The sequence below is a fragment of the Haloarcula sp. CBA1127 genome, from assembly GCF_001485575.1.
In the GTDB taxonomy this organism is placed as follows: Archaea; Halobacteriota; Halobacteria; order Halobacteriales; family Haloarculaceae; genus Haloarcula.
Map to the genome: position 1 here is coordinate 763,024 of NZ_BCNB01000006.1, position 22,062 is coordinate 785,085.

The 22,062-nt window shown below is 64.7% G+C and carries 23 protein-coding genes and 1 tRNA gene; 15 read left to right on the top strand and 9 right to left on the bottom strand.

The genetic code is table 11. The annotated features are described in order from the left end of the window. The first annotated feature begins 8 nt into the window (after window positions 1-8). From AV059_RS08450 to AV059_RS08460, 3 genes are read left to right on the top strand one after another with little or no spacing between them, the layout of a single operon-like run. Entirely contained in the window at window positions 9-1,034 is a 1,026-nt protein-coding gene (locus AV059_RS08450) for an A24 family peptidase (protein WP_058993881.1), read from the top strand. Window positions 1,035-1,081: 47 nt separating this feature from the next. Further along, window positions 1,082-1,444, top strand: coding sequence for a phosphoribosyl-AMP cyclohydrolase (gene hisI / locus AV059_RS08455; protein ID WP_053966672.1), 363 nt, complete (start codon window positions 1,082-1,084; stop codon window positions 1,442-1,444). Then, the gene (locus tag AV059_RS08460; RefSeq protein WP_058993883.1) at window positions 1,444-2,595 is read left to right on the top strand and encodes a hypothetical protein; all 1,152 of its coding nucleotides are present in this window, start codon (window positions 1,444-1,446) and stop codon (window positions 2,593-2,595) included. The genes hisI and AV059_RS08460 overlap by 1 nt, the downstream gene beginning before the upstream one ends. On the opposite strand, the gene glmM is transcribed toward AV059_RS08460, so the two are convergent. After that, window positions 2,580-3,959: a phosphoglucosamine mutase gene (gene glmM / locus AV059_RS08465; protein ID WP_011224276.1), complete on the bottom strand. Its 1,380-nt coding sequence runs from the start codon at window positions 3,957-3,959 to the stop codon at window positions 2,580-2,582. The two genes, AV059_RS08460 and glmM, sit on opposite strands and share 16 nt — an antisense overlap. 86 nt (window positions 3,960-4,045) lie before the next feature. On the opposite strand from glmM, the gene pyrE reads away from it, so the two are divergent. Next, complete coding sequence (pyrE, locus tag AV059_RS08470; RefSeq protein WP_058993885.1) at window positions 4,046-4,597, top strand: orotate phosphoribosyltransferase; 552 nt, start codon at window positions 4,046-4,048, stop codon at window positions 4,595-4,597. Between the two features lie 85 nt (window positions 4,598-4,682). Next, entirely contained in the window at window positions 4,683-4,931 is a 249-nt protein-coding gene (locus AV059_RS08475; RefSeq protein WP_058993887.1) for a glutathione S-transferase N-terminal domain-containing protein, read from the top strand. A 58-nt stretch (window positions 4,932-4,989) separates the two neighbouring features. On the opposite strand, the gene AV059_RS08480 is transcribed toward AV059_RS08475, so the two are convergent. Then, complete coding sequence (locus AV059_RS08480; protein ID WP_058993889.1) at window positions 4,990-5,958, bottom strand: transcriptional regulator; 969 nt, start codon at window positions 5,956-5,958, stop codon at window positions 4,990-4,992. A gap of 132 nt (window positions 5,959-6,090) precedes the next feature. Here AV059_RS08480 and AV059_RS08485 point away from each other — a divergent pair, with 132 nt between their 5' ends. The 3 genes from AV059_RS08485 (at window position 6,091) to AV059_RS08495 (ending at window position 7,940) form a co-directional block, all read left to right on the top strand. Next, window positions 6,091-7,356, top strand: a complete 1,266-nt coding sequence (locus AV059_RS08485; RefSeq protein ID WP_058993892.1) for a tRNA(Ile)(2)-agmatinylcytidine synthase — start codon at window positions 6,091-6,093, stop codon at window positions 7,354-7,356. Window positions 7,357-7,473: 117 nt separating this feature from the next. After that, complete coding sequence (locus tag AV059_RS08490; RefSeq protein ID WP_058993894.1) at window positions 7,474-7,680, top strand: hypothetical protein; 207 nt, start codon at window positions 7,474-7,476, stop codon at window positions 7,678-7,680. 32 nt (window positions 7,681-7,712) lie between these two features. Next, complete coding sequence (locus tag AV059_RS08495; RefSeq protein WP_228841769.1) at window positions 7,713-7,940, top strand: hypothetical protein; 228 nt, start codon at window positions 7,713-7,715, stop codon at window positions 7,938-7,940. Here AV059_RS08495 and AV059_RS08500 read toward each other — a convergent pair. After that, window positions 7,937-9,007 carry a pyridoxal-phosphate dependent enzyme gene (locus AV059_RS08500; protein ID WP_058993898.1) on the bottom strand — a complete coding sequence of 357 codons (1,071 nt, stop codon included), beginning with the start codon at window positions 9,005-9,007 and terminating at the stop codon, window positions 7,937-7,939. The genes AV059_RS08495 and AV059_RS08500 overlap by 4 nt on opposite strands. Window positions 9,008-9,205: 198 nt before the next feature. Then, window positions 9,206-10,162, bottom strand: a complete 957-nt coding sequence (locus AV059_RS08505) for a succinylglutamate desuccinylase/aspartoacylase family protein (protein WP_058993900.1) — start codon at window positions 10,160-10,162, stop codon at window positions 9,206-9,208. Window positions 10,163-10,297: 135 nt separating this feature from the next. Here AV059_RS08505 and AV059_RS08510 point away from each other — a divergent pair, with 135 nt between their 5' ends. Next, window positions 10,298-10,513, top strand: a complete 216-nt coding sequence (locus tag AV059_RS08510; protein WP_058997521.1) for a hypothetical protein — start codon at window positions 10,298-10,300, stop codon at window positions 10,511-10,513. Window positions 10,514-10,520: 7 nt separating this feature from the next. Here the strand turns inward: AV059_RS08510 and AV059_RS08515 are convergent, their stop codons facing one another. Beyond that, window positions 10,521-11,744 (bottom strand): potassium channel family protein, encoded by a 1,224-nt coding sequence (locus AV059_RS08515; RefSeq protein WP_058993902.1) that lies wholly within the window; start codon window positions 11,742-11,744, stop codon window positions 10,521-10,523. Between the two features lie 234 nt (window positions 11,745-11,978). Here AV059_RS08515 and citZ point away from each other — a divergent pair, with 234 nt between their 5' ends. After that, window positions 11,979-13,124 carry a citrate synthase gene (citZ, locus tag AV059_RS08520; protein WP_058993903.1) on the top strand — a complete coding sequence of 382 codons (1,146 nt, stop codon included), beginning with the start codon at window positions 11,979-11,981 and terminating at the stop codon, window positions 13,122-13,124. Between the two features lie 313 nt (window positions 13,125-13,437). Here the strand turns inward: citZ and AV059_RS08525 are convergent, their stop codons facing one another. Next, complete coding sequence (locus AV059_RS08525) at window positions 13,438-15,072, bottom strand: TrkA family potassium uptake protein (protein ID WP_058993906.1); 1,635 nt, start codon at window positions 15,070-15,072, stop codon at window positions 13,438-13,440. Between the two features lie 284 nt (window positions 15,073-15,356). Here AV059_RS08525 and ilvA point away from each other — a divergent pair, with 284 nt between their 5' ends. The 4 genes from ilvA to AV059_RS08545 all read left to right on the top strand — a co-directional run bounded on the left by ilvA (window position 15,357) and on the right by AV059_RS08545 (window position 18,886). Next, window positions 15,357-16,568: a threonine ammonia-lyase gene (gene ilvA, locus AV059_RS08530; RefSeq protein ID WP_058993908.1), complete on the top strand. Its 1,212-nt coding sequence runs from the start codon at window positions 15,357-15,359 to the stop codon at window positions 16,566-16,568. A 175-nt stretch (window positions 16,569-16,743) separates the two neighbouring features. Further along, on the top strand, window positions 16,744-16,947 hold the full coding sequence (locus AV059_RS08535; protein WP_058993910.1) for a hypothetical protein: 204 nt from the start codon (window positions 16,744-16,746) through the stop codon (window positions 16,945-16,947). Window positions 16,948-16,976: 29 nt separating this feature from the next. Then, window positions 16,977-17,058 (top strand) — tRNA-Ser (locus AV059_RS08540). Between the two features lie 349 nt (window positions 17,059-17,407). Continuing rightward, window positions 17,408-18,886, top strand: a complete 1,479-nt coding sequence (locus AV059_RS08545; protein ID WP_058993912.1) for a transporter — start codon at window positions 17,408-17,410, stop codon at window positions 18,884-18,886. Window positions 18,887-18,919: 33 nt separating this feature from the next. Here AV059_RS08545 and AV059_RS08550 read toward each other — a convergent pair whose 3' ends face one another. Next, window positions 18,920-19,291, bottom strand: coding sequence for a VOC family protein (locus AV059_RS08550; protein WP_058993914.1), 372 nt, complete (start codon window positions 19,289-19,291; stop codon window positions 18,920-18,922). Between the two features lie 59 nt (window positions 19,292-19,350). Next, window positions 19,351-20,229, bottom strand: a complete 879-nt coding sequence (locus AV059_RS08555; RefSeq protein ID WP_058993915.1) for a PhzF family phenazine biosynthesis protein — start codon at window positions 20,227-20,229, stop codon at window positions 19,351-19,353. Here AV059_RS08555 and AV059_RS08560 point away from each other — a divergent pair. Then, window positions 20,221-20,949, top strand: a complete 729-nt coding sequence (locus AV059_RS08560; RefSeq protein ID WP_079990813.1) for a DJ-1/PfpI family protein — start codon at window positions 20,221-20,223, stop codon at window positions 20,947-20,949. The genes AV059_RS08555 and AV059_RS08560 overlap by 9 nt on opposite strands. 9 nt (window positions 20,950-20,958) lie before the next feature. On the opposite strand, the gene AV059_RS08565 is transcribed toward AV059_RS08560, so the two are convergent. Next, window positions 20,959-22,032: a Gfo/Idh/MocA family protein gene (locus tag AV059_RS08565; protein WP_058993919.1), complete on the bottom strand. Its 1,074-nt coding sequence runs from the start codon at window positions 22,030-22,032 to the stop codon at window positions 20,959-20,961. Between the last annotated feature and the right edge of the window lie 30 nt (window positions 22,033-22,062).

Here is a 22,062-nt window from a genome sequence, read left to right on the forward strand (position 1 = left end):
GTATAGCCGTGCTCGGGTCGATACCGGACCTGCTTCGGCTGGTCGCTGTCCCGGTGTTCGGGTGGGCGGCCTACCGCGACGTGAAAACTCGCCGGGTGCCCAACCGGACCTGGACCCCGCTTGCCGTGCTGGCGGTCGTCCTCCTGCTGTGGGACGCCTACACCGTCTGGACCGGCCCGACAGCAGTCGGCCAGCGGCTGTTTCTTATCAGGGTTGCAATCAGTCTCGGCTTCGTCATTCCACTGTCGTACGGCTTCTGGCTCATCGGCGGCTTCGGCGGGGCCGATGCGAAGGCGTTCATGCTCATCGCCGTCCTCTTTCCCATCTATCCGGTGTACTACCTGCCCATGCCAAGCGTCGCCCTCCCGCTTCAGCAGACCGCTATCGGCGTCTTCTCGCTGACAGTGCTCTCGAACACCGTGCTTGCCGGCGTCGTCTATCCGCTGGCCGTCGCCGCCGGGAACCTCGCCCGGGGACGATTTTCGCTGGCGATGTTCATCGGACGGCCCGTCGCCACCGCCAACGTCACCGAGGAGTATGGCCGGCTGCTCGAATCGCCCGACGGGTTTGACCGCGGCGGCCTCGACCTCGACGCCCTCCGGATGTACCTCCAGTGGCGCGGCTGCTCGCTCGCTGATATCCGTGCCGACCCCGAGCAGCATCGGCTTCCGACCTCCCTTCCGGCAGTCCCGAACGACCCCGGTGACGGGTCTCTGGCGACCGATGGCGGCGACTCGGCGTCCGGCGATGTGGCCGAACCGTCAGCGAACGACATCGGGGCCGATGGGGCCGATTATCCCGACCAAATCGACGACCCATGGGGTGCCGAGCGGTTCCTTGACGATATCGACCACTCGGCCTACGGCACCTCACCCCAGCAACTCCGTGATGGACTGGACGTGCTTGCCGAACAGGACGAGGTGTGGATTTCGCCGGGGATTCCGTTCCTCGTTCCGATGCTCGCCGGGCTGGTCGTCTCGCTCACCTACGGTGACGTGCTGTTCTCGCTGTTGCAGGCGGTCGGGCTGGCCTGACCGCTGACAGCAGAAGACCTATTTTGCGGACACGCCTCGGCCCGAGTATGACCGATGTCGACCTCGCGTTCGACGAGCAGGAGTACATCCCGGCAGTCGCGCAGGACGCCGACTCCGGTGAGGTACTCATGCTCGCCTACGTCACCGAGGAAGCGCTCCGGAAGACCCGCGAGACGGGGGAGGCCCACTACTACTCGCGGAGCCGGGACGAACTCTGGCACAAGGGCGGGACGAGCGGCCACACGCAGGCCGTCGAAGAAGTGCGGGTCGACTGCGACGGAGACGCACTGCTGTACATCGTCGACCAGACCGGCGGGGCCTGCCACACCGGCTACGAGTCCTGCTTTCACCGGACCGTCGACGGCGAGACAGTCGGTGAACAAGTGTTTGACCCAGACGACGTGTACTAATGGCACAATCCGATACTGAGATCGAAAGCGGCGCGGGACCCCCCGACGCCGTGGCGGAACTCGAACAGGCCGCCGACGCGTACGCCCGAGCACAGGCGCGCGTCGAGAAAATCGGTGCGGACGCGCTCCGTGACTGCCGTGACATCTACCGCGAACTGTGGAACCTGCTCGAAAGCTACGACGGCCGGGCAACCGGCGGTGGCGACTTCGAGGCGTTCATGGAGTTTCAGGGCCGGGTCGGGACGTTGACCGACGACCTCTCCGAAGACCTGCCCGAACGGGAGACCTTCGAAGAAATCGACGATTTCCTTCAGCAGCGGCGGCTCACCGAGAGTGACTTCGAGCAGGCCCGCGAGATGCTCTCCCCTATCGGCGACCTCGTCGGGCGACTCGACGAACTTGACGACGCACGCGAGCAGTACAAGAAAGCCCGAACGGACGCCGGCCGTCGGCGCGACGAACTGCGCGACCGCATCGACGACCTCGAACGCCTCCAGCGGCTCGGCGACGCCGACCTCGACGCGCCGGTCGAGCACCTTCGTGAGCCAATCGAGCGCTACAACGACGCCGTCACCGAGGCGTTCACCGAGTTCAGGCGCAACACGCCGGCCAGAGACGTGCTGGCCGTCATCGACCAGGCGGACGCGTATCCGTTAGTCGAGTTCCGGTCCCCGCCCTCGGAACTGCTGACGTACGTTCGCGAGCACGACGCCGGGACCGAGCCGATTCCGAAACTACTGGAGTACGCTGACTACTCCGCCTCAAAACTGGACCACTACGTTGACGACACCGCAGCGCTCCGCAGCGCTGTCGCCACCCGACAGACGTATCTCCGGCGGCTTGACGCCGAGCCGGTGCGGATTGACTGGCCGCCGCCATCGGCGACCGCTCTGCCATGGCTCTGCCGAGCGTACCGCTCGGTTGTTGCCCGTTTCGCCGATGAGTCAGTCGTTGCCGCGCTCCGGGAGGTGCGTGGACTTGCGGAGCGAGACGACTACGAGCGGCTGCGGGAGAGCGCCCTCGCTCGCTCGGAACTCACAGAAACCGAACGCGAGCGGCTGGCAAGCGGTGCTGTCGAACAAGAACTATCGGCTGCCCGCAAGGCCAGAGCGGCTATCGATGACGCGCTGGACACCTATTCGCCGCTGTAAGTATTCGTTTGCTGGGTCGCTCGGCTAACCATCGTTTCGGCGAGTTCCTCGGCGCGGTCAAGCGTGCGCGCTTCGGCGTAGACCCGGACAACGGGCTCCGTACCGGACGGTCGGGCAAGTACCCAGCCGTCGCCGTAGTCAAGGCGGTAACCGTCTGTCGTATCGAGGTCAGCTGTCGCCTCGTTCGCATGGGCCTCGATACCTTCGAGCATCGACTCGCGCTCTTCTTCGGTTTCGTATTCGAGGTTCCGCCGGACGTTGTAGTAGTCGTCGTAGTCCGCAGCAACCTCGCTTGCAGGCCGGTCAGCGACGAGTTCGAGGAACTTCGCGGCGGTGAACGCGCCGTCTCTGGCGATGCGGTAGTCGGGAAAGAGAATGCCGCCGTTGCCTTCGCCGGCAATCGCGACGTGGGTCCCCTCGTTTTGCAGTTTGCGGATGCGACTGACGATGTACGTCGACCCGATGGGGGTCAGCGAAAGGGTCGCGCCGGCGTCCTCGACGACATCGACCAGTCGCTGTGAGGCGTTAACTGCCGAGACGACGCCGTCGCCGGACTCGATTTTCGCCGCCGCGAGCGCGGCCAGCGCGGCGTCGCCTTCGATGTGGGTTCCGGTCTCGTCGACGAACATCCCGCGGTCGGCGTCGCCGTCGTGGGCGAATCCGAGGTCGGCGTCGGTCGCGCGGACAAACGCCCGCAGGTCTTCGAGGTTCTCGGCGACTGGTTCGGGGTCACGGCCGGGGAAGTGGCCGTCGGGCTGGGTGTTGACGGTGTGGACTTCACAGCCGAGTTCGCGGAACAGGTCGGGGCTTGTAAGAGAGCCAGCCCCGTGGCCGGAGTCGACGACGATAGTGAGGTCGGCGTCGGCGATGCGGTCGCGGTCGACGGCAGCAAGCACCTGCTCGCGGTATCGGCGGCGGGCGCTCTCGATGGCGGTGTCCGACCCGACTGTCTCCCAGTCTGCGTAGTTTGGAGTGTCGTCCCGGAGCGACTGCTCGACGCGGTCGAGCGTGCTCCGTGTCAGTTCAACCCCGTCGGCGCCGATGAGCTTCACGCCGTTGTACGCGGCCGGATTGTGGCTCGCAGTAATCATTACGCCCGGGACCGCCTCACGCTCGCAGTAGGCCTGCAGTCCCGGCGTCGGCACGACGCCGAGGCGGTCGACATCGAACCCGACGGCCGTCAGCCCGCTTGTCGCGGCATTGATAAACGTCCGCCCGGTCGTCCGCGTGTCCCGGGCGATCGCCACGCGGTCGTGGTCGTCACGCCAGACGTCCCCGGCGGCCTGTGCAACCCGAAGGACGTACCGCGGTGTCAGCTCATCGCCCGCGACACCTCGGACGCCGCTCGACCCGAACACTTGCATTCGAGCGAGTGTCTGAGGCGGAAGGGCTTAGGAATGTCGCTGTCTGAATCCAACAGTCATTAGCCCCGTGACCGTTCAGTGAGCGTATGGCAAACGACGAACTCATTGCGGCGCTACGAGACGCTGACGCCGTCAAATTCGGAGAGTTCGAGCTCTCCCACGGCGGCACATCGAACTACTATGTCGACAAGTACGTCTTCGAGACCGACCCCGACTGTCTGGACAGCATCGCCGCGGCCTTCGCCGAGCGCATCGCCGAGTGGGACACGGACGCCACGCTGGCCGGCGTTGCCCTCGGCGCGGTCCCGCTGGTCGCGGTCACCAGCGTCGAAACCGGTATCCCCTACGTTATCGCCCGCAAGCAGGCCAAGGAGTACGGGACGGGCAACCGAATCGAGGGCGATCTGGCCGACGGTGAGGAAGTCATCATCCTCGAAGACATCGCGACGACCGGCCAGAGCGCGGTCGACGCCGCCGAGGCGCTCCGCGAGGCCGGCGCTGTCGTCAACCGCGTGCTCGTCGTCGTCGACCGCGAGGAAGGAGCCAGCGAGAACCTCGCCGACCACGACCTCGAACTCTCGTCGCTCGTAACCGCGTCGGACCTGCTCGCCGACGCACCCGACGACATCGACGCGTAGCGCAGGTGGAACTGCTGCCGACGGTGCGCGGCTGGGACACACCACCGATGTGTTCTTGACGCTGGCTCGCCTATTTGCGTGTGCAATGGCCAATCTCGAACTCTACGAACTCGAAGGCTGTCCGTACTGTGCGAAGGTAATCAAGAAGCTCGACGAACTCGGACTCGACTACGAGTCCCACATGGTCCCGCGGTCCCACGGCGAGCGGACCGAAGTCAAGGAGGTTTCGGGCCAGACCGGTGTTCCGGTACTCATCGACGAGGACAACGGCGTCGACGGAATGCCCGAATCCGACGACATCGTCGAATATCTCGAAGAGACGTACGGACAGTAGACCCGGCGCTTACGCTGTCTCTCGTTTTTACTTGGTAGCGAAGACAGCTAGCCGCCGCTCAGGCCACTTCTTCGCGGTCCTCGCCGCGCTCCATAATCAGGTCCCGCAGATCGATGGCGTCCTCGATGTTCTCCATCTCCTCTTTCTCGATGAGCGCAGTCCCTTCGACAGACTCCTGCCGGAGTTCGTCGACGACGTACACCGACCGGGTCCGGGTCACCTCACCGACCGATGACATGATGCGGGCCCGTTTCTCGGCCGTTTCGGTGAACGCCGAGTGACCGGCAAGGACCTGTCCGTGCTGGTCGTCACTCTCGTTGACGCTCTTGAAGGGCGCACGGTCCGTCGGATGCACCTCAAAGCCGATGCGGGTGAACACCGTCACAATCGGCTCGTCCTCCGGCGCGACATCGGGGTCGTCCGGTGTCGGCTCGTCGTCCCGGACCTCCTCGGCGCCGTCAAGGACGCTCACCGGCGAGGTCAGCGGCGCGTCGAACAGGTCTTCGAGTTCGGCGGCCACCTCGACGGAGGCGTCCATCCCGTCCTCGTATTTCGAGACTGTCCGCCGGGAGACGCCCAACTCCTTCGCTAAACGGCCAAGCGACCAGTCGCGGTTCTCGCGCACGTCGGCGAGAATCTCGGAGTCGATGTTGACGTAGAGTCCGCCCGGCGCGGCGTAGATGAGCGGCGGGACCTCCTCAACGAACAGGTCCATCGCGGTGTCGGGTGACAGCACGGGAACGCCGTGCCGGAAGTAGACGACACCGGGCTTCAGTTCCTCGTCGCGCGTTCGGAGGCCGATCACGATCGGGGTGGCATTCAGATACGTGCCCAGTCGCCGCATCTCGCCCCCGGTCTGTGCATCGAAGGCGTCGATGTTGCCCAGTATCTTCAGGAGCAACACGTCCTCACCGCGACGGGCAGCGATGTCGAAACTCTTCGGCCGAATCGCACAGCGGTCGCTGACGAGGAAGCCAGCGTCTTCGAGCATCGCCATGACGTTTTCCACCAGCGCCGACCGTGACATAGTACTCTGTACCTCTACTGAGTCTAGCCCGCTCACCCATTATATGTATTGCGCCGTCCGTTGCTCTCTCAGGCCGAATCGAGGGCCGGGCGTGACGAAAGGCGTTTGACCGCTTCGGGGCTACAGCGTAGCGTGACTGTCGTCGGCCTCGATGATACGGACTCGCGCGAACGGGGGATGTGTACGACCTACGCTGCCGCGACCCTCGCCGAGTCGATCCGGGATGCCGGGGGGACCGTCGAGCGACTGCTCCTCGTCCGGCTGAATCCCGCCGTCGAACACAAGACCCGCGGGAACGCGGCGCTGGCGGTGCATACGGACCTCGATGCCGACACAGCGCTTGGACTGGCCGAGGACACACTCGACATGGCTGAAACCGATGACCCACGGACCAACCCCGGCGCTATCGTCGCTGACTGCGACCCCGAAGATGTCCCGCCGCAGGTCGCAACGTTCGCCCGCGAGACCATCCGGTCGATACAGGACCCGATGGCCGCGACGACGCTAGCTGATGTAGTCGGGTTCGCCCGCTGCCAGCGGGGCAACGGCCGCGGGCTCGTCGGCGCGCTCGCGGCAGTTGGTGCCTGGGCCGCGCTGTCGGACTGGACCTACGAACACATCGCCTATCGGGAGCACGACCGGTGGGGCACTGAGCGAGCGGTCGACAGCGAGAGCGTCCGCGCGGCGGCAGAGGAGTACTACCCCGACGTGTGGGATACCGTCGACCGCGAGTCGGCCTATCCGGTCTGTGTGCCGCGGACGCCCTGCCCGATTCTCTACGGGATTCGCGGCGACGACCCGACCGCCTGTCGCGCCGTCGCGGATGCAATCGACAGCGAACCCATCGCTCGCCGGGCGACGTTCGTGACGAACCAGGGGACCGACGTGCATCTACAGGACGCCGCTGTCGACGCAGTCACGGCCGACAGCGCCTACCGCGTCACCGGCGACGTGGTCGATGCCCCCGAAACGCGGGAGGGTGGACACGTATTCGTTACGCTCAAGGGCGACGATGCGACTCTCGACTGTGCGGCCTTCGAGCCGACGAAGGGCTTTCGCGACCGGGTCCGATCGCTCAGGGTCGGCGACCGAATCACCGCGTGTGGCGAAGTGAGCGACGGGACGCTCAAACTGGAGAAGCTCGCGGTTCGGGAACTCGTTCGGACGGAAGCCGTCACACCGGACTGTCCGGACTGTGGCCGGTCGATGAAATCCGCCGGCCGGAACCAGGGCTATCGGTGTCGGGACTGCGGGACTAGCGCTGACGGCAAGACTGAGCAGTCCATCGAGCGAGGACTGGAACGCGGCTGGTACGAAGTCCCGCCGGTCGCGCGCCGCCATATCGCGAAGCCGCTGGTCCGTGGCGGGTTCGATGCGCCAACCCACCCGTCTCGCTGAGGCGGAGCGGTTCGAACCGGCTACCGGTGAGTAAGCACCACGAATATTCCGGTAATATGGGGATATACCTCGATTTAGACTACGGATAACAATATTGATATACCGTTATGTGCGGCCATGAGCACCGAAGGGGCAGACACCCAGCGGCGAAATACGGCCGACAGCGAGGTCGCCGAGAAGCTATTGACTGTCGAACACGAGCCGGCTGCGGGCGGCGGCCAGCGCTCGATCCTGTATCCGCCCGGGAGCACGCCCTCCGAACTGGAAGCGAACTGGCTGGCCGTTTCGTCGGACCTTCTCGTTCCGCTTGACGACGTTCAGTAGCCCTTACGCCCGATAATCGACAGGTAACAATAATGATACCTGTCGTGAACCGAGACATGGACTCCGATACCCGGTCGACGAGTGAGGTGACGGCAGCGGCTGACGCTGACGAGGGAACACTACCTGCCGTGGTACGCTCCCGTCCCGACGGCAGCGAGCGACTCATCTGCTACGCCCCGGATGTCGACACGGCAGACGTTGAGGATCAGTGGCTCTCCGTCGATGCCGAGTTCCCGGTTTCGACACTGCTGATGCGTTAGTCATTTCGTCCGGTCAACGCAACAACCACGTCGTCACCGTCCTGGAGTTCTCCCCGCTCTCTGAACTGAGGGAGCGCCGCCGTCGCCGTCGCACACGTCGGCTCAACGTGAAACCCTGCCCCACTGAGCCGGTCGCGCTCTCGCTCGGTTGCCGCCGCAGAGACGGCGACGGCGGCACCACCGGTTTCGTCGATGGCGTGCCGTATCTGCCGGCCGCGTGGTGGGTCCCGGATGTGGATCCCGTCGGCGAGGTCGTTGGCGGCAGCGTCGTCCGGCACAGTCCCGCCCTCGTCATCGTCGGCGATGGGACTGTACCCGACCGCTTGCGTTCCCAGTATGCGCGGGATAGCGTCCGTCCACCCAGCTTGCTCCAGTGCCCGAAATCCGCGGTAGAGGCCCAGAAACAGCGTCCCGTGACCGAGCGGCGTGACGACAGCGTCCGGAACGCTCCAGTCCCGCTGGGCGGCGATTTCGTAGGCGGCCGTCGCTGTCCCAGCGAAGAACGCGGGGTTCCAGGCGTGGCTGGCATACCACCCCGCCCCGTTCTCCACGGCGTCGATACAGGCTACGGTTACGGACTCTCTACTCCCCTCGACCGGGACGACATCGGCCCCGGTTCGTTCGATGCGGCGCACCTTCGTTTCCTTCGCGCTCGCCGGGACGTATATCTCCGCGTCCAGGCCCGTCTGCGCCGCGTAGGACGCGACTGCCAGCCCGGCGTTGCCTGAGGAGTCTTCGAGCACGCGGTCGGCTCCGACTTCGAGCGCTTCGGCGATGACCGTCGCGGCGCCGCGGTCCTTGAAACTCCCCGTCGGGTGGAGATACTCTAGTTTGAAGCTGGCGTTCCATTCGGGTGCGTCGACCAGCGGCGTCCAGCCCTCGCCTAAACTGACTCGCTCACTCATTGGGAGGAAGTCAGCGAAGTCCCAGACCCCGCTGGTCCGTGAGAACTGTGCTGGTCGGCTGTCGGGCAGGGGCTGGCTGGCGTAGTCAAGCGGAGCCCCGCAGGAACACCGCCAGGGTTCCGCACGGGGGTACTCTCGGTTGCAGACGCTACAGATGCGCATGAGCTTGCTCTGTGGCGAACCGTCCAAAAGCTGGCGGCGTCTGCGGTCGCGGTAGTCGGTGCCTGCGGCCAGGTTGGCGGAGCGAACAGAGCGGTGGCCGGGCGGCCGCTCCGTCGGCCGCCACGGGGAAAGGCAGGTCTGTGAGCGGGCATACGCGGCGCTTTGTGCCACGCGAACCCCGGAATAAAAACGCGAGTCCTAGTAGGTATCGATGTTCGTCCCGACCGAGCAGACGTACTCGCCGGTTGCGACCTGTGGGAGCCGGCGCGCACGCCAGAACACGCCACTGGAGTCGGCAGTGATTTCGGCCTTCGGCTCGCCGAACACGTCGGTCACTTCGAACAGCGTCTCGCCGCGGGAGACGCGGTCCCCGAGATCGGGCTTGAGGTCGATGAGGCCGCCGACGGGGGAGCCGTACTGTTCGAACCCGGTGGCGCGGGTCTGGGGGCGCGTGTCGTGGTGGCCATCGAGGAAGCCGTAGTAGTGCAGTACGTTGAACACGCCGTCGACGCCCCGCTGGATGGAGTCTTCGTCCCAGCCGACACAGCCGCCGAGTTCGGGGTCGATTGTTGGCACGCCCTCGTCAGGGGCAGCGCGAGCCAGCTGTCCATCGGGGCCTTTCTGGTCGAGGATGTAGCCACAGCCAAACACTTTCGCGAGTTCGAGACACTCCTCGTGGAGGCGGTGGCGGGTGCCACACCGAACTCGCACCTCGTCGATCATCTGCGAGGTCGACCCCTGATGCAGATCGAGCACGTAATCAGCGCTGATGGCGGCGTTGAACGTCGCCGCAGCGATGCGCTCGCTCGATGTCCCTGTCTTATCGCCCGGATACGCCCGATTCATCTTCGTGTCGTCGACCGGGTTGCGGTGCTCGGCGACCTGGAACGCGTGGTAGTTGACGACGCCACAGACCAGAATCGTCCCCGATAACTCCATCGGGTCGAGCTGTGGGAGCGTCCGCTGGATGACGCCGACACCGTTCAGTTCGTCACCGTCGCTGGCCGCCTGGATGTAGAGGGTCCGTCCGTCGTCGACACCGTTGACGACGGCGACCGGTAGCCCGAACGTCGACCCGTCGCGGGTCTCACCGACCTCCAGCCGCCCCGTGTCTTTCTCACCGGGGGCGGCGGTCGCCGTACCGAAAGTAACCATTGTTCCCACGTTTGCCTTGGGAGCCTTTACTGGTTCGGATTTCGCCAACAGTTGCGCCGGACCGACGGCATCTTGGGGCCGCCGACCCTACCAGTTGGTGTGTCCCAGTCCGAGCCACAGAGCGGCAAAGCGGCGATGGTCGCGGCGCTGAACGTGCCACGCAACGCGAAAATCGGCTTCGTGCTCGCTGGCCTGTTCACGGCGGGGCTGTTCGCCCTGTTCGTCCTGCCGGGAGCCCAGCGACCGATTGGATTCTACGTGGCGCTTTCGTTCGTCCTTGCGACGTCGCTGGGCGGGCTGCTGACAGCTCTGTTCACGGCTGTATCGGCTGCTCGACTTGCCAGACAGTAGTAGAAAGCTATGCGTCCCTTGCCAGGTCGGTAAGCCGGTCGCCGCCGGTTCGAGTCCCCTTCGCGATGAGCACGTCGCCCGTCTGGATCTGCGTTTCCGGGCCCGGCGAAACGACCCAGTCGCCCCCTTCGCGTCCGGTCCGCTCGCTCTCTCCGGCGCCGCGCCGTATCGCGATGATTCGCATGCCTGTCGCTGTCTTGACCTCCGCGTCGCCGATGGTCGTCCCCGCGAGGTCGCTGTCGGGGTACACTGTCGTTCGGACGATGATCTCGTCGGACTCCTGCACGGCCTCGGCGACGACCGGATGCGTCGATAGCCCCCGCAGGACGCCCTCGCTCATTTCCAGTGCGGCGTCGGAGATGACCTCCGTTGACCGGGCCAGATGAACAAGCCCTCGCAGGGAGACGGGGTCATCGATGTCGGCGGCGGCCCGGAGCGTCCAGGCCTCGAACCGTGACTGGAGCGCATCGACCTCGGCTTCGAGTTCGACGACTTCCTCGGCGACTTCTGTGCTGTCGAACAGGACCGCGCCGTAGGCCAGGTCGACGGCCAACTCGCCCATATCCTTCATCAACACGATGGAGTCGACGGCCCGTTCGAGGTCGCGAACGCCGCCTTTCGGGGGCTCCGGCGGTTCGTACACCTCGCCCATCGCGTCCTGATACACCTCGGCAATACCGTCTTCGGGTCCCCGGAACAGCACCACGTCGCCCGCTTCGAGGCGCGTCTCCCGGTCGGGGTTGAGCAACCAGTTCCCCTGTCGGCGAATCGCCAGCGCTCGGACCCCCGTTTCGGTTTCGAGGTTCAGACTGCCCAGTGTCTCGCCGGCCAGCGCGGATTCAGAACTGACTGTCGCTCGCACGAGCGTCTCGACAGCCTCAGGCAGGGCCGCCCGCATCGTATCCGGCAGACCGATGTCCTCTAGCACTATTTTGGCGATATCGCCAGCGGCGTCGCTGATTTTCTCCGCGGCCCCAACCATCCCCAGAACCGGGGCGAGCGATTCCGCGTCCGCCGTCGACCGGCAGGCCATCAGGAGACTCATGCGTGCGCGTAACTGGAGCACGTCCATTTTCTCCTCTAATTCCAGCACCTCCGCGGCCACGTCGTCGCTACCCAGCAGGACAGCCGAGTACGAGAGGTCAATGAGCAACTCAGCGGTGTCTTTCATCTCGGCCAGCACCTGCTTGACGCTGACCGGTTCGTACTCAACCGTCCCTGTCGGGTCCATAGCCGCCGGTTCGATGGCCCCGAGCAAAAACGTTCCTCACTGTGTGGAAAGATAGCGCGCCCCGATATGAGCCGTGACTGGCCGTTTGCACACAAGTATGGGTGATATGCTGGGGCACCAGCCCGGATTTGACGGGAAGCTGCTGGACAGTTGTCCAATAACTGTTCTCTGACATTGTGCCACACACGCTCGGAAAGAAAATGTTTTTCCCGGAAGGTAGGGAACTGATTGCGTATGTCCGACGACCTCAAGAAGGGACTCGAGGGTGTCATCGTCGCCGAGTCCGAACTCAGCGTTATCGACGGCGACGCTGGCAAACTCGTGTATCGGGGGTACACCATCGAGGACCTCGCGAAGGGTGCCAGCTACGAAGAGGTGCTGTACCTGCTTTGGCACGGCCACCTGCCGAACCGGGACGAACTCTCCGAGTTCAAGCAGGCGATGGTGGACGCGCGCGGCGTGGACGACGACGTCATCTCGACCGTGCGACAACTCGCCGAAGCGGACGAGAACCCGATGGCAGCGCTCCGGACTGCGGTGTCGATGCTCTCGGCGTTCGACCCTGCGCCCGAGGACGCCGAACCGACCGACGAGACGGTCAATCTCGAAACTGGGCGGCGAATCACGGCCAAGATTCCGACCATCATCGCGGCGTTCACCCGCATCCGCGACGGCAAGGAGCCCGTCGAACCCCGCGACGACCTCGACCACGCGGCGAATTTCCTCTACATGCTCAATGGTGAGGAGCCCGACGACGTGCTCGCCGACGTGTTCGACCAGGCGCTCGTGCTCCACGCCGACCACGGCCTCAACGCCTCGACGTTCTCGGCTATCACGACGGCGTCGACGCTGTCGGACGTTCACAGCGCAGTCACCTCTGCCATCGGGACCCTGAAGGGGCCGCTCCACGGCGGGGCGAATCAGGACGTTATGGAGATGCTAAAGGAGGTCGACGACGCGGAATCCGACCCGCTCGACTGGGTCAAGAACGCCCTCGACGAGGGCCGCCGTGTCTCCGGCTTCGGCCACCGTGTCTACAACGTCAAGGACCCGCGCGCGAATATCCTCGGCGAGCGCTCGAAGGAACTCGGCGAGGCCGCCGGGACGCTCAAGTGGTACGAGATGTCGACCACCATCGAGGACTACCTCATGGAAGAGAAGGGACTGGCCCCGAACGTCGACTTCTACTCGGCGTCGACGTACTACCAGATGGGTATCCCCATCGACATCTACACCCCCATCTTCGCGATGTCCCGCGTCGGCGGCTGGGTCGCCCACGTCTTCGAGTACATCGAGGATAATCGCCTGATCCGCCCGCGTGCCCGCTACACCGGCAAGAACACCGACGAGACGGAGTTCGTGCCGCTGGACGAGCGATAGGCCCCTACCGTTACTGTTCGTCTGAAGAGTGGATTGCTGATGGCCGTGAGCGCGTTTCATCGCGCGAACCGGGGAAGGGCAGGGCGGCCAGTATCCGGCGGCGACGCCGCCGGTTCCCGGAATCAGCACAGAATCCATTTCTTGTCGAACCTCTCTGATATCGAACGTTGTGGTAACGGACGCGTAGTGACTGTCCGCGAACGAAGTGAGCGGTTCACCGAACGCGAGCGTAGCGAGCGTTCGGCCTTTTTCGCCCACGTTTTTGCGCGGGGGTTGAGGCGCGTAGCGCCCGAACCCCCGTGGAAAAAGGTGGCTAGCCAAACACCGAGTTGAACCGTGTCACGCCGTCGTCGGTGCCAGCGATGACGAGCTTATCAGTCGGTTCGATAGTCACGTCAGGACTGAGCTCGGTGATGACAGCACCGTTGCGCTCGATTGCGACGACCGTACAGCCCGTCCGTGAGCGGACATCGGCCTCGCCGATCGTCGTATTTCCGAGGCCGTTAGCGGCGACGCGGATGACTTCGACTTGCTGGTCCATCGAGATAACGTCCTCGTCTTCGAGAATTGTGGAGGCGAGCATTCGGCCGCTGACCGTCGACAGCGCGAGGACGTAGTCAGCGCCTGCCCGGTACATTTTCTGGACGTTTTCGCTTTCCTCGGCGCGGGCGATGATTTCGACGTCCGGGTTGAGGTCACGGATAACAAGCGTCGCGAACTCGGTATCGGTATCCGACGACAGGGCGAGGATAACCGTTCTGGCTGTGCCGACGCCAGCGTGTCGTAGCTCTTCGGGATCTGTGGCGTCGCCGACAACATCGACGCCCGGCGCGTCGGTCTGGTCAAGCACCGTATGCGGCACGCCGGCGTTCGTAAGCGCCGACGTGATCGTCTGGCCGACCTCGCCGGCACCGATAATCACCGTCTCCCCGCGGCGGAAGCCACGCACGCTGGAGAGGGTCATCTGTTTGAGCTGTTCCAGTTGGGACTCGGTCCCCGACACCAGTAGGACCGTGCTGCCGTCAAGCTCGGCGTCGGGGTCGGGCGGACTCACGAACTGGCCGCGGAACCACGCGCCGATGACGTTGACGCCGGTCTGCTCGCGGATGCCGCTGTCGGCCAGCGTCGTTCCGACGAGGTCACTCCCGCGGTGGATCGGCAGTTCGGCGATGTCGAAGTCCTCGCCGATCTCTATTGAGTCCCCAAGCGTCGTCGAGACGCCGGTTGTGACCTTGCTCGCGAGGCTCTCACCGAGCAGTCCGCGCGGCGACAGGACGGCGTCGGCACCGGCGAGGTCGTGATACTTCGCCCGGTCGGGCTCCTTGACAACGCTGACGGTCTGGACGGACTCGTCGACCTCGCGGGCGGTGAGGATGATACTGGTGTTCACCTGGTCGGACGCGTCGGCCACGACCGCGCGGGCGGACGACAGATGGGCCCGTTCGAGCCCGTCAACGGACTGCGGGTCGGCGTGGATGACGTAGTACCCGTCTTCGTAGAGGTTGTTGGCCCGGTTCCGGTCCGGTTCGACGATGACGTAGTCGACGTTCCAGGTGTCGAGTTCGGTGACGAGCGTCTCACCTCGGGGAGAAAACTGACAGATGACGACGTGGTCGCTGAGGCCGTTCTCGACGGTGTTCGGGGCTGTCGTCGTCATCGCCTCTTCGAACAGCGGAAACAGCAACACCGGAAGCGCGAGGAAAATGAGCACGACGCCGGTGATATCCATGACAATGACGAGCAGCCGCATCTCCGTGGTGCTCCACGGTGCGTCCGAGCCGTACCCAGTCGTGGTGAACGTTTCGACCACGACGCGAAGCGACCGCAGGAACGGTTGCGGGTCGTTCTCGAACGTCGCCATTCCGTAGTCGTACGCGAACGCGTACCCCAGAATAATGCCGCCAAGCGCGACGATGTACAGTAGCGTCCGTCGCAGCCAGGTATCCATCTACTACGTTCTGGGATACCGAATGTAAAACAGTTCTGTCCGGATAGTCGACGGCCCCGCAGGAAACGAGCAACAGGGTGAGTCCCTCACCCGGCCGCTATCCTGCACTTTCACTTTCACCGCGCTACGACGGGATTTAAGTCAATCGCGTTCGTTCTCCCGCGTGCAGTCACACGCTCCCCCTTTCCGTTTCAGGACACTACCCGTGTAGTTGCGACTGTCGCAGCCGTCGCGACCGCATAGTCGGCCCACAGTATAACATGGTCCGGTGAATAGGCACTCCCATGCTCTCATTTGAGGATGTCCTCGCGGCACAGGACACCGTCTCCGAGACGGCTAGGCACACACCGCTTGATTACTCGCACACGTTTTCGGCGATGACGGGCGCGGATATCCATCTCAAATTAGAACTGTTCCAGCGGACGGGGTCGTTCAAGATCCGGGGCGCGACCAACCGCATCGCATCGCTCTCGGACGCTGAACGGGAAGCCGGTGTCGTCACGGCGAGCGCCGGCAACCACGCTCAGGGAGTTGCACTGGCCGCCACGCGAATTGGTGTCGACTCGAAGGTCGTGATGCCGGAACGAGCACCAGTATCGAAGGTGAAGGCGACCCGGAGCTACGGCGGTAACGTGGTCCTCCACGGCCGGGACTACGACGCGGCCGCCGAACACGCCCACGAACTCGAGCGCGAGGAGGGCCGGACCTACGTCCACGCCTTCGACGACGAGAAAGTGATGGCAGGGCAGGGGACCATCGGACTGGAGATCTACGAGGACCTTCCCGGCGTTGATACGGTCGTCGTTCCCATCGGCGGCGGCGGACTCATCAGCGGCATCGCCACGGCGCTCAAAGGTAAGGACGAACGCATCCGCGTCATCGGTGTCCAGGCCGAGGGGGCGTCTAGCGTGGCCGAATCTCTGGAGAAGGGCCACCGTATCGAGCGTGATAGCGTCGAGACCATCGCCGACGGCATCGCCACTCGTACTACCGGCGAGCAGACGTTCGAGGTCATCAGCGAGCGCGTCGACGAGGTCGTGACGGTGTCGGACTCGGAAATCGCTGTCGCCCTGACGACGCTGTTAGAGCGCTCGAAAACACTCGCCGAGGGCGCGGGTGCCGTCGCGCTGGCCGCCGTCATGGAGGAGAAGTTCGACTTCGGGGACGACGAGACGATTGTCCCCGCGCTGTGTGGCGGGAACATCGATCTGAATATGTTGACCAACGTCATCATGCGTGGCCTCGTCGAGACTGGCCGCTATCTCAAGATCCGAACCGTCCTCCAGGACCGGCCCGGCGCGCTGGAAGAGCTCGTCGAGGTCCTCTCGCGCGAGCAGGTCAACATCTACGGCATCGAGCACGACCGGACCAGTCGCGACGTGGCGATGAGTTCGGCCGAGGTCGAACTGGACCTGGAGACTCGCGGCCACGACCACGTCGATGAACTCATTGACGCGCTCACTGACGAGGGGTACGAGGTCGACGTGCTCGTCTGACCCGAAGCGGCCGCGTCGCGGCTCTCCCGCTGTCAGCTTCCTCTTGATGCAGGCTCTCGCCATCGTCCTGCGCTGATTCCGGCGGGGTTTTAGCCGCGGCGGCCACCGCTTCGTCTATGGGACGGCCCGCACGGACAGTACCTGCCGAGACAACAACACGGAGCGGAGGGCGCTGATGGACCCGCGAACGAAGGCCAGCCTCCTGTGGGGCGTCGTCGGGGGCCTCGCGTTTCTGGTTCTCATTCAGGGCTACGAACTGCTGGCCGGGACGCCGGTGTCGATACCAGCCAAAGCTGGTGTCGCTGTCGCCGTCGGTGTCGGGGCGACGTTTGCCGCCAACCACATGCAGTCACGGCTGTTCGGAAACGAAAGCCCTTAATCGCCCGCCCTCGCACTCTTGAAACACGAGCCAGGATGGCCGAACGGTAAGGCGCACGCCTGGAAAGCGTGTTCCCTTTCGGGATTCTGGGTTCAAATCCCAGTCCTGGCGTCTTCTGCGACTGACTGCGAGTAAGGAGCGACAGCGACGACCGAGCCAGCAGTCGTGAAACGCTGACGACTGGGATTTGAGCACGGTAGTCGCAGCCCCGGAACGGCCGAACGAAGTGGCGGCCACACGCCCGGAACGTCTCCCATCTGTTCAAATCCCAGTCCTGGCGTCGCGAGGTTCGAATGAAGTGAGAACCTCGGAAAACGCGAACGGTGAACGAAGTGAGCCGTGAGCGGGTGTCTTCTGTGACTGACTGCGAACGAGGAGCACCCGCTCCTGGCACATGGGTGTGTCTCCTGCCACTGTAACCACCGCACCGTTTTCCGCCCCCAGCACTGATACTCGGTCGATGGTCGAACAGCGCGACGGCAACGAGATAGACCTGCTGGATTCCTCTATTCTGACGACCAGCGGAGCGTTGCTGTCGACGACGCTGTTCGTTCTCAGCGGCATCGTCTACGCGTTCGTCACGTCGCCTGCGGCGACCGGGACGTATTTTTTTATCGCCCTCTCTGTCTCGCTGGTCCTGCGTCCGATTCGGGGTATCAGCCAGACACTGAAGAAGGTCGGCAGCGAACGGGGCGAACTCGTCGGCCCGTATCTCGGCCTCGCCGCGCTGTTTGCCCTCGGATATCTCCTCATCGTCGGTGTAATCGTGGCCGCGCTGGCCGGCGCAATCGTCCGCAATACGGTGGTTTCGCCGGGGCTTCTCGCCCCAATCGGCCTGTTTGCGGTTTCGGTCGCGCTGTCGATGATTGTGTCGAGCCTGGTCGGTGCCATCGGCTACCCGAGCGTGGAGACATGGCTCACCAGTACGCAGAGCGCTATCCAACTCGTCATCTTGCTGGCGCTGGCCCCGACACTGGCGACCGCTGGCGACTTGCTGCTTATCGTCGCCGGAGTTCGGCTTGCAGTGCTCGGTCCTGTCGCTGTCGCGCTGGGTGTCGTCCCGACCCTGCCGGACCGACACGCCGCCGAGCGCGCCTGGGACTTCGCCAAGTGGAGTGTCCCAGACCAGATTTTCGACCGCCTGTCGTACAATATGCCGGTGTACGTGCTGGGCATCGTCGCGACCCCGGCGGCCGTCGGCATCTACGAGGCCGCTGACCGGTTCGCCGACTTCGGCGCGACGATTTCTTGGCATCTCTCCTCCCCACTGCTCACGAAGGTCAGCGGGGATTCCTCCGCTGGCGACACGCACCTCGCCTATCTCGACGGCGCGGTCACCGGCGGGACAGGTGTCACCTTCGTCGTTTTCGGCTACTTGCTAGCCGCCCACGACGTGGTTGCGCGGATCGCCTTCGCCGGTTCGGAGACCGTCTTCTCGGCGACCGTCCTGCTCGTCGGGGGCGTGAACATTCTCCGCGGCTTCTGGACGCTCGCCTCACACGCCATTGAGGGTGTCGGGAAACCGAGCGTGAGCTTCCGCACGAAGCTCTACGGGCTTGTGTTCAGCGTTCCAGTCCCAGCGATATTCGGTGCGGAGTTCGGAGCCGTTGCCGGGGCCGCCGGATACGCCGTCATGAATCTGGTCATCTTTGGATACGTCCTCTACTACTCCCGGTCTGTCTTCGGACGGATTCCGATAGAACCCAAGGTAGCAACAGCCCTCACCGTCGGCCTCGGCGTCTCGTTTGCACTCACGACCGGGGCCGTTGCGGGCCTTACGCGTGCCGGCTTCTCCCCGATTGTCGTTGCCAGCGTGGCCGCCGTGACGTGTCTCGTCGGCTTCGGCGGCTTCCTCGTTGCCGTGTCCACGTCGGCCCGACTCGTCGCCGTCCGGGCGGCAACGCTGTGGCGCAGTCGCGCTCGCTCGCTGTTCGGGTGACCATCACCCGCTCGTTCGTACGGACGCCGCTACTCAGAGCCAGTGGTAGAACTCCAGCGTGTACCCCTCGGGGTCCTCGACGAAGGCGGCGAACGCGTCGGCGGCGTCGACTTCAGTCGGTTCGAGCACCGGCGCAGCGCCGGCGTCGATGGCCGTCTCGAAGGTTTCCGCAACATCGTCGACGGTGAACGCGATGTGGTCCACGTCGGCGCGGTTCGGCGCGACCGGGGTGGTTCGGTCGGGGTCGTGGCGCAGTTGCAAGTCTCCGTCGCCGTCCCGGCCGAGATAGACGTTCTCCACGCCGTCTAGCGTGAAACGATTCGTCTCTTCGAAGCCCAGCGCCTCGTAGAAATCCATCGTGTGGTCGAGGTCAGAGACGCAGATTGCGGTGTGTGCGAGGTCCATGCCGCGGCGTTATGGACGGGACGAAATGAGTGTGCCGGAAACCCGGCTGTCGCGGCTACTTACAGCAGGTCGCCGCGAGCGACGGCGACGACGCTGCCGCCGACTTGGACGCCGATATCCTCGCCGCTGCCGTCGGTCGAGAGATGCAACAGCGACGGTCGCCCCATCTCGTAGCCCTGCTCAACACGGGCCTCGACGGCAGGGCTTCCGAGCATCTCGTGGCGGGCGAGATACGCGGCCAGACAGCCGTTCGAGGAGCCAGTCGCGGGGTCCTCCAGTACGTTGTAGAACGGCGCGAACACGCGGACGGCGAGGTCGTTGTCCTCGCTCCGCGGCTCTCGACAGACCGCCAGAACGTTCTTCGCGTCTCGGTCGCCGGTCACGGCGTCGTAGGCGTCGCGGTCCAGGTCGATGGCTTCCAGCGCGTCGCGGTCGGCCACCGGGACGACAATCGTCGCCAGCCCTGTAGAGACGATTTCGACCGGCCAATCGTGGTCCAGTTGGTCAGCCGGCAGGCCGAGCACAGCGGCGAGGTCCTCGTGGGCCAACTGCTCGCCGAACTCGGGGGCCTGCTGTGTCATCCACAGGGTCTCGCGGCCGTCGCGCTCTCGCACTTCGACCGGGACCTCGCCGACAGGCAAGTCCAGCGTCACCGTTTCGGGGTTTCCGTCGGCCAGATGATCCCGGATGACCTGGACCGTCCCGAGCGTCGGGTGGCCAGCGAAGGGTATCTCGGCCGCCGGAGTGAAGATGCGGACCGGCCACGCACCGTCGGTCGGCTCGCCGGTAACAAACGTCGTTTCGGAGTAGTTCATCTCGGCGGCGATGGCCTGCATTTCGTCCTCGTGGAGGTCGCCGGCATCGGTCACGACGGCGAGCTGGTTCCCGGCGTATCGCTCCTGTGCGAATACGTCGACGATGTGAAACGGATGGGACATACCTACTCGCTCGGTGGCGTCCTCAAAGAACACTCCGGATGCCTGTCGGATGGTACCGAGTCGCTTGAAGCCACCGGGCTATTTCTCGCCGTCAGCCGTATCGAGGGCATGGACACTGTTGCAATCGCCTGTTTCGACGGGTTCGACGAACTGGATGCCATCGGCCCCTACGAGGTGTTCGAGAACGCGGCGCGCTTTGGCGCGTCGTGGGATGTGACGCTCCGTTCAGCCCGAGAGAGTGACATCGTCACTGCGAGCCATGGGCTCCGAATCGAACCTGACGGGCCGCTCGCCGACGTGGCCCCAGACCTGCTTGTCGTGGCCGGCGGCGGGTGGAACGACCGAAGCGAGGCCGGCGTCTGGACGGAGACCGAACGCGGGGACCTGCCCGACGCTGTCGCAGCGGCACACGACCGAGGTACGACTGTCGCCGGCGTCTGTACCGGCGGGATGGTTCTCTCCCGGGCCGGCTTGCTCAAGGGTCGACCCGCAGTGACACACGGCGGCGCAATCGAGGACTTGCGGGCGACCGAGGCGACGGTGGTTGGCGCCCGGGTCGTCGACGACGGCGATGTTCTAACCTGTGGCGGTGTCACGTCCGGGCTAGACCTCGCTGTCCACCTCGTCGAACGCGAGTGGGGCGCGGATGTGGCCGACGCTGTCTGTGAAGAGATGGAGTACGAGCCCCGCGGTGGCGTGTTCCGGGGTGAATCGGCGTAGCGCCTGAAATCAGGCGTTTGCGCGGGCGTCGTCAAGCAGCGCCTGCACGTCAACGGCCTCGCCGGTTTCGCTACTCTCGATGGCGGCGAAGACGATAGCCATCGACTGGAGGACGCTGTCGACGTTCGTCGGCATCGGCTCGCCGCCGTCGACCCAGTCACAGAACTGCTCGATGAGCCAGGCGTTCTTCCAGTGGGGCCGTTCGGCCAGCGGCACCGTCTTGCCGTCGCCCTTGCCGATGCTCTCGAAGTTCCCGGTGTCGTACGCGTCGGCGTGGAATCGCTCGACATCGCGGCGGTCGAGGAGGACCGTCTGGTCCGAACACTCGGCGCGGACCTGTTCGTGTCCCCAACCGTTCAGCGTCGTCGCGTTGGCATAGCTGCCCTCGTACTGTGCACGGGTCCCGTCGGCGAAGTGCAGCGTCACGAGGCCGCTGCAGTCACCGTCGTAGTCTGCTTCCTCCGGCGTCCACGTCTCGGCGTACACCCGCTCGCAGGGCGAATCAGCCAGCGATGCGAGGATGTCGAGGTGGTGGATTGCGCCGTCGAGCAGGAGCATATTGTCCATCTCGTAGACGTAGTCGGCGTAGAAGCCGCGCTCGCGGACGTTGCCCGTGTACCGGGCCGTCAGATAATCGATGTCGCCGGCTTCCTCGACGGCCCGGCGGAACGTCGTCTTGTCGCGGTCGAACCGGTGGCTCATGGTGACGCCCATCTTCTTGCCGGCTTCTTCGACCTTCTCGGCCACCCGAACCGACGCCTCCAGTGTGTCGGCAATCGGCTTCTCCGAGATGATATGCAGGTCGTGGGCGAGTGCTGTCTCCACCACGGCCTCGTGGGTCGACGGCGGGGTCACGATAGAACAGATGTCGGCCGGCCGCTCCGAGAGCGCGGTTTCGAGGTCGGTGTAGCACTCCTCGGGCGACAGTCCGAGTTCCTGCTCTGCCAGTTCGTGCCGTTCCGGGTCGGTATCGACCGCAGCGACGACCTCGATTCGGTCGTCGTGAACGTTCGGCGGAATCGCGTCTGTCGCCCAGGTGGACCCCTGGCCCCCCAGACCGACGTGGACTAATCTGTGTGTCATGGCTTCGTTATCGCTTCGAGGAATAAATGC

Coding starts and splice junctions, on each gene's coding strand:
- hisI (WP_053966672.1), top strand. CDS start 1,082: ATGACCGATGTCGACCTCGCGTTCGACGAGCAGGAGTACATCCCGGCA.
- AV059_RS08460 (WP_058993883.1), top strand. CDS start 1,444: ATGGCACAATCCGATACTGAGATCGAAAGCGGCGCGGGACCCCCCGAC.
- glmM (WP_011224276.1), bottom strand. CDS start 3,959: ATGCAAGTGTTCGGGTCGAGCGGCGTCCGAGGTGTCGCGGGCGATGAG.
- pyrE (WP_058993885.1), top strand. CDS start 4,046: ATGGCAAACGACGAACTCATTGCGGCGCTACGAGACGCTGACGCCGTC.
- AV059_RS08475 (WP_058993887.1), top strand. CDS start 4,683: ATGGCCAATCTCGAACTCTACGAACTCGAAGGCTGTCCGTACTGTGCG.
- AV059_RS08480 (WP_058993889.1), bottom strand. CDS start 5,958: ATGTCACGGTCGGCGCTGGTGGAAAACGTCATGGCGATGCTCGAAGAC.
- AV059_RS08490 (WP_058993894.1), top strand. CDS start 7,474: ATGAGCACCGAAGGGGCAGACACCCAGCGGCGAAATACGGCCGACAGC.
- AV059_RS08495 (WP_228841769.1), top strand. CDS start 7,713: ATGATACCTGTCGTGAACCGAGACATGGACTCCGATACCCGGTCGACG.
- AV059_RS08500 (WP_058993898.1), bottom strand. CDS start 9,007: ATGCGCATCTGTAGCGTCTGCAACCGAGAGTACCCCCGTGCGGAACCC.
- AV059_RS08505 (WP_058993900.1), bottom strand. CDS start 10,162: ATGGTTACTTTCGGTACGGCGACCGCCGCCCCCGGTGAGAAAGACACG.
- AV059_RS08510 (WP_058997521.1), top strand. CDS start 10,298: ATGGTCGCGGCGCTGAACGTGCCACGCAACGCGAAAATCGGCTTCGTG.
- AV059_RS08515 (WP_058993902.1), bottom strand. CDS start 11,744: ATGGACCCGACAGGGACGGTTGAGTACGAACCGGTCAGCGTCAAGCAG.
- citZ (WP_058993903.1), top strand. CDS start 11,979: ATGTCCGACGACCTCAAGAAGGGACTCGAGGGTGTCATCGTCGCCGAG.
- AV059_RS08525 (WP_058993906.1), bottom strand. CDS start 15,072: ATGGATACCTGGCTGCGACGGACGCTACTGTACATCGTCGCGCTTGGC.
- ilvA (WP_058993908.1), top strand. CDS start 15,357: ATGCTCTCATTTGAGGATGTCCTCGCGGCACAGGACACCGTCTCCGAG.
- AV059_RS08535 (WP_058993910.1), top strand. CDS start 16,744: ATGGACCCGCGAACGAAGGCCAGCCTCCTGTGGGGCGTCGTCGGGGGC.
- AV059_RS08545 (WP_058993912.1), top strand. CDS start 17,408: ATGGTCGAACAGCGCGACGGCAACGAGATAGACCTGCTGGATTCCTCT.
- AV059_RS08550 (WP_058993914.1), bottom strand. CDS start 19,291: ATGGACCTCGCACACACCGCAATCTGCGTCTCTGACCTCGACCACACG.
- AV059_RS08560 (WP_079990813.1), top strand. CDS start 20,221: ATGGGACATACCTACTCGCTCGGTGGCGTCCTCAAAGAACACTCCGGA.
- AV059_RS08555 (WP_058993915.1), bottom strand. CDS start 20,229: ATGTCCCATCCGTTTCACATCGTCGACGTATTCGCACAGGAGCGATAC.
- AV059_RS08565 (WP_058993919.1), bottom strand. CDS start 22,032: ATGACACACAGATTAGTCCACGTCGGTCTGGGGGGCCAGGGGTCCACC.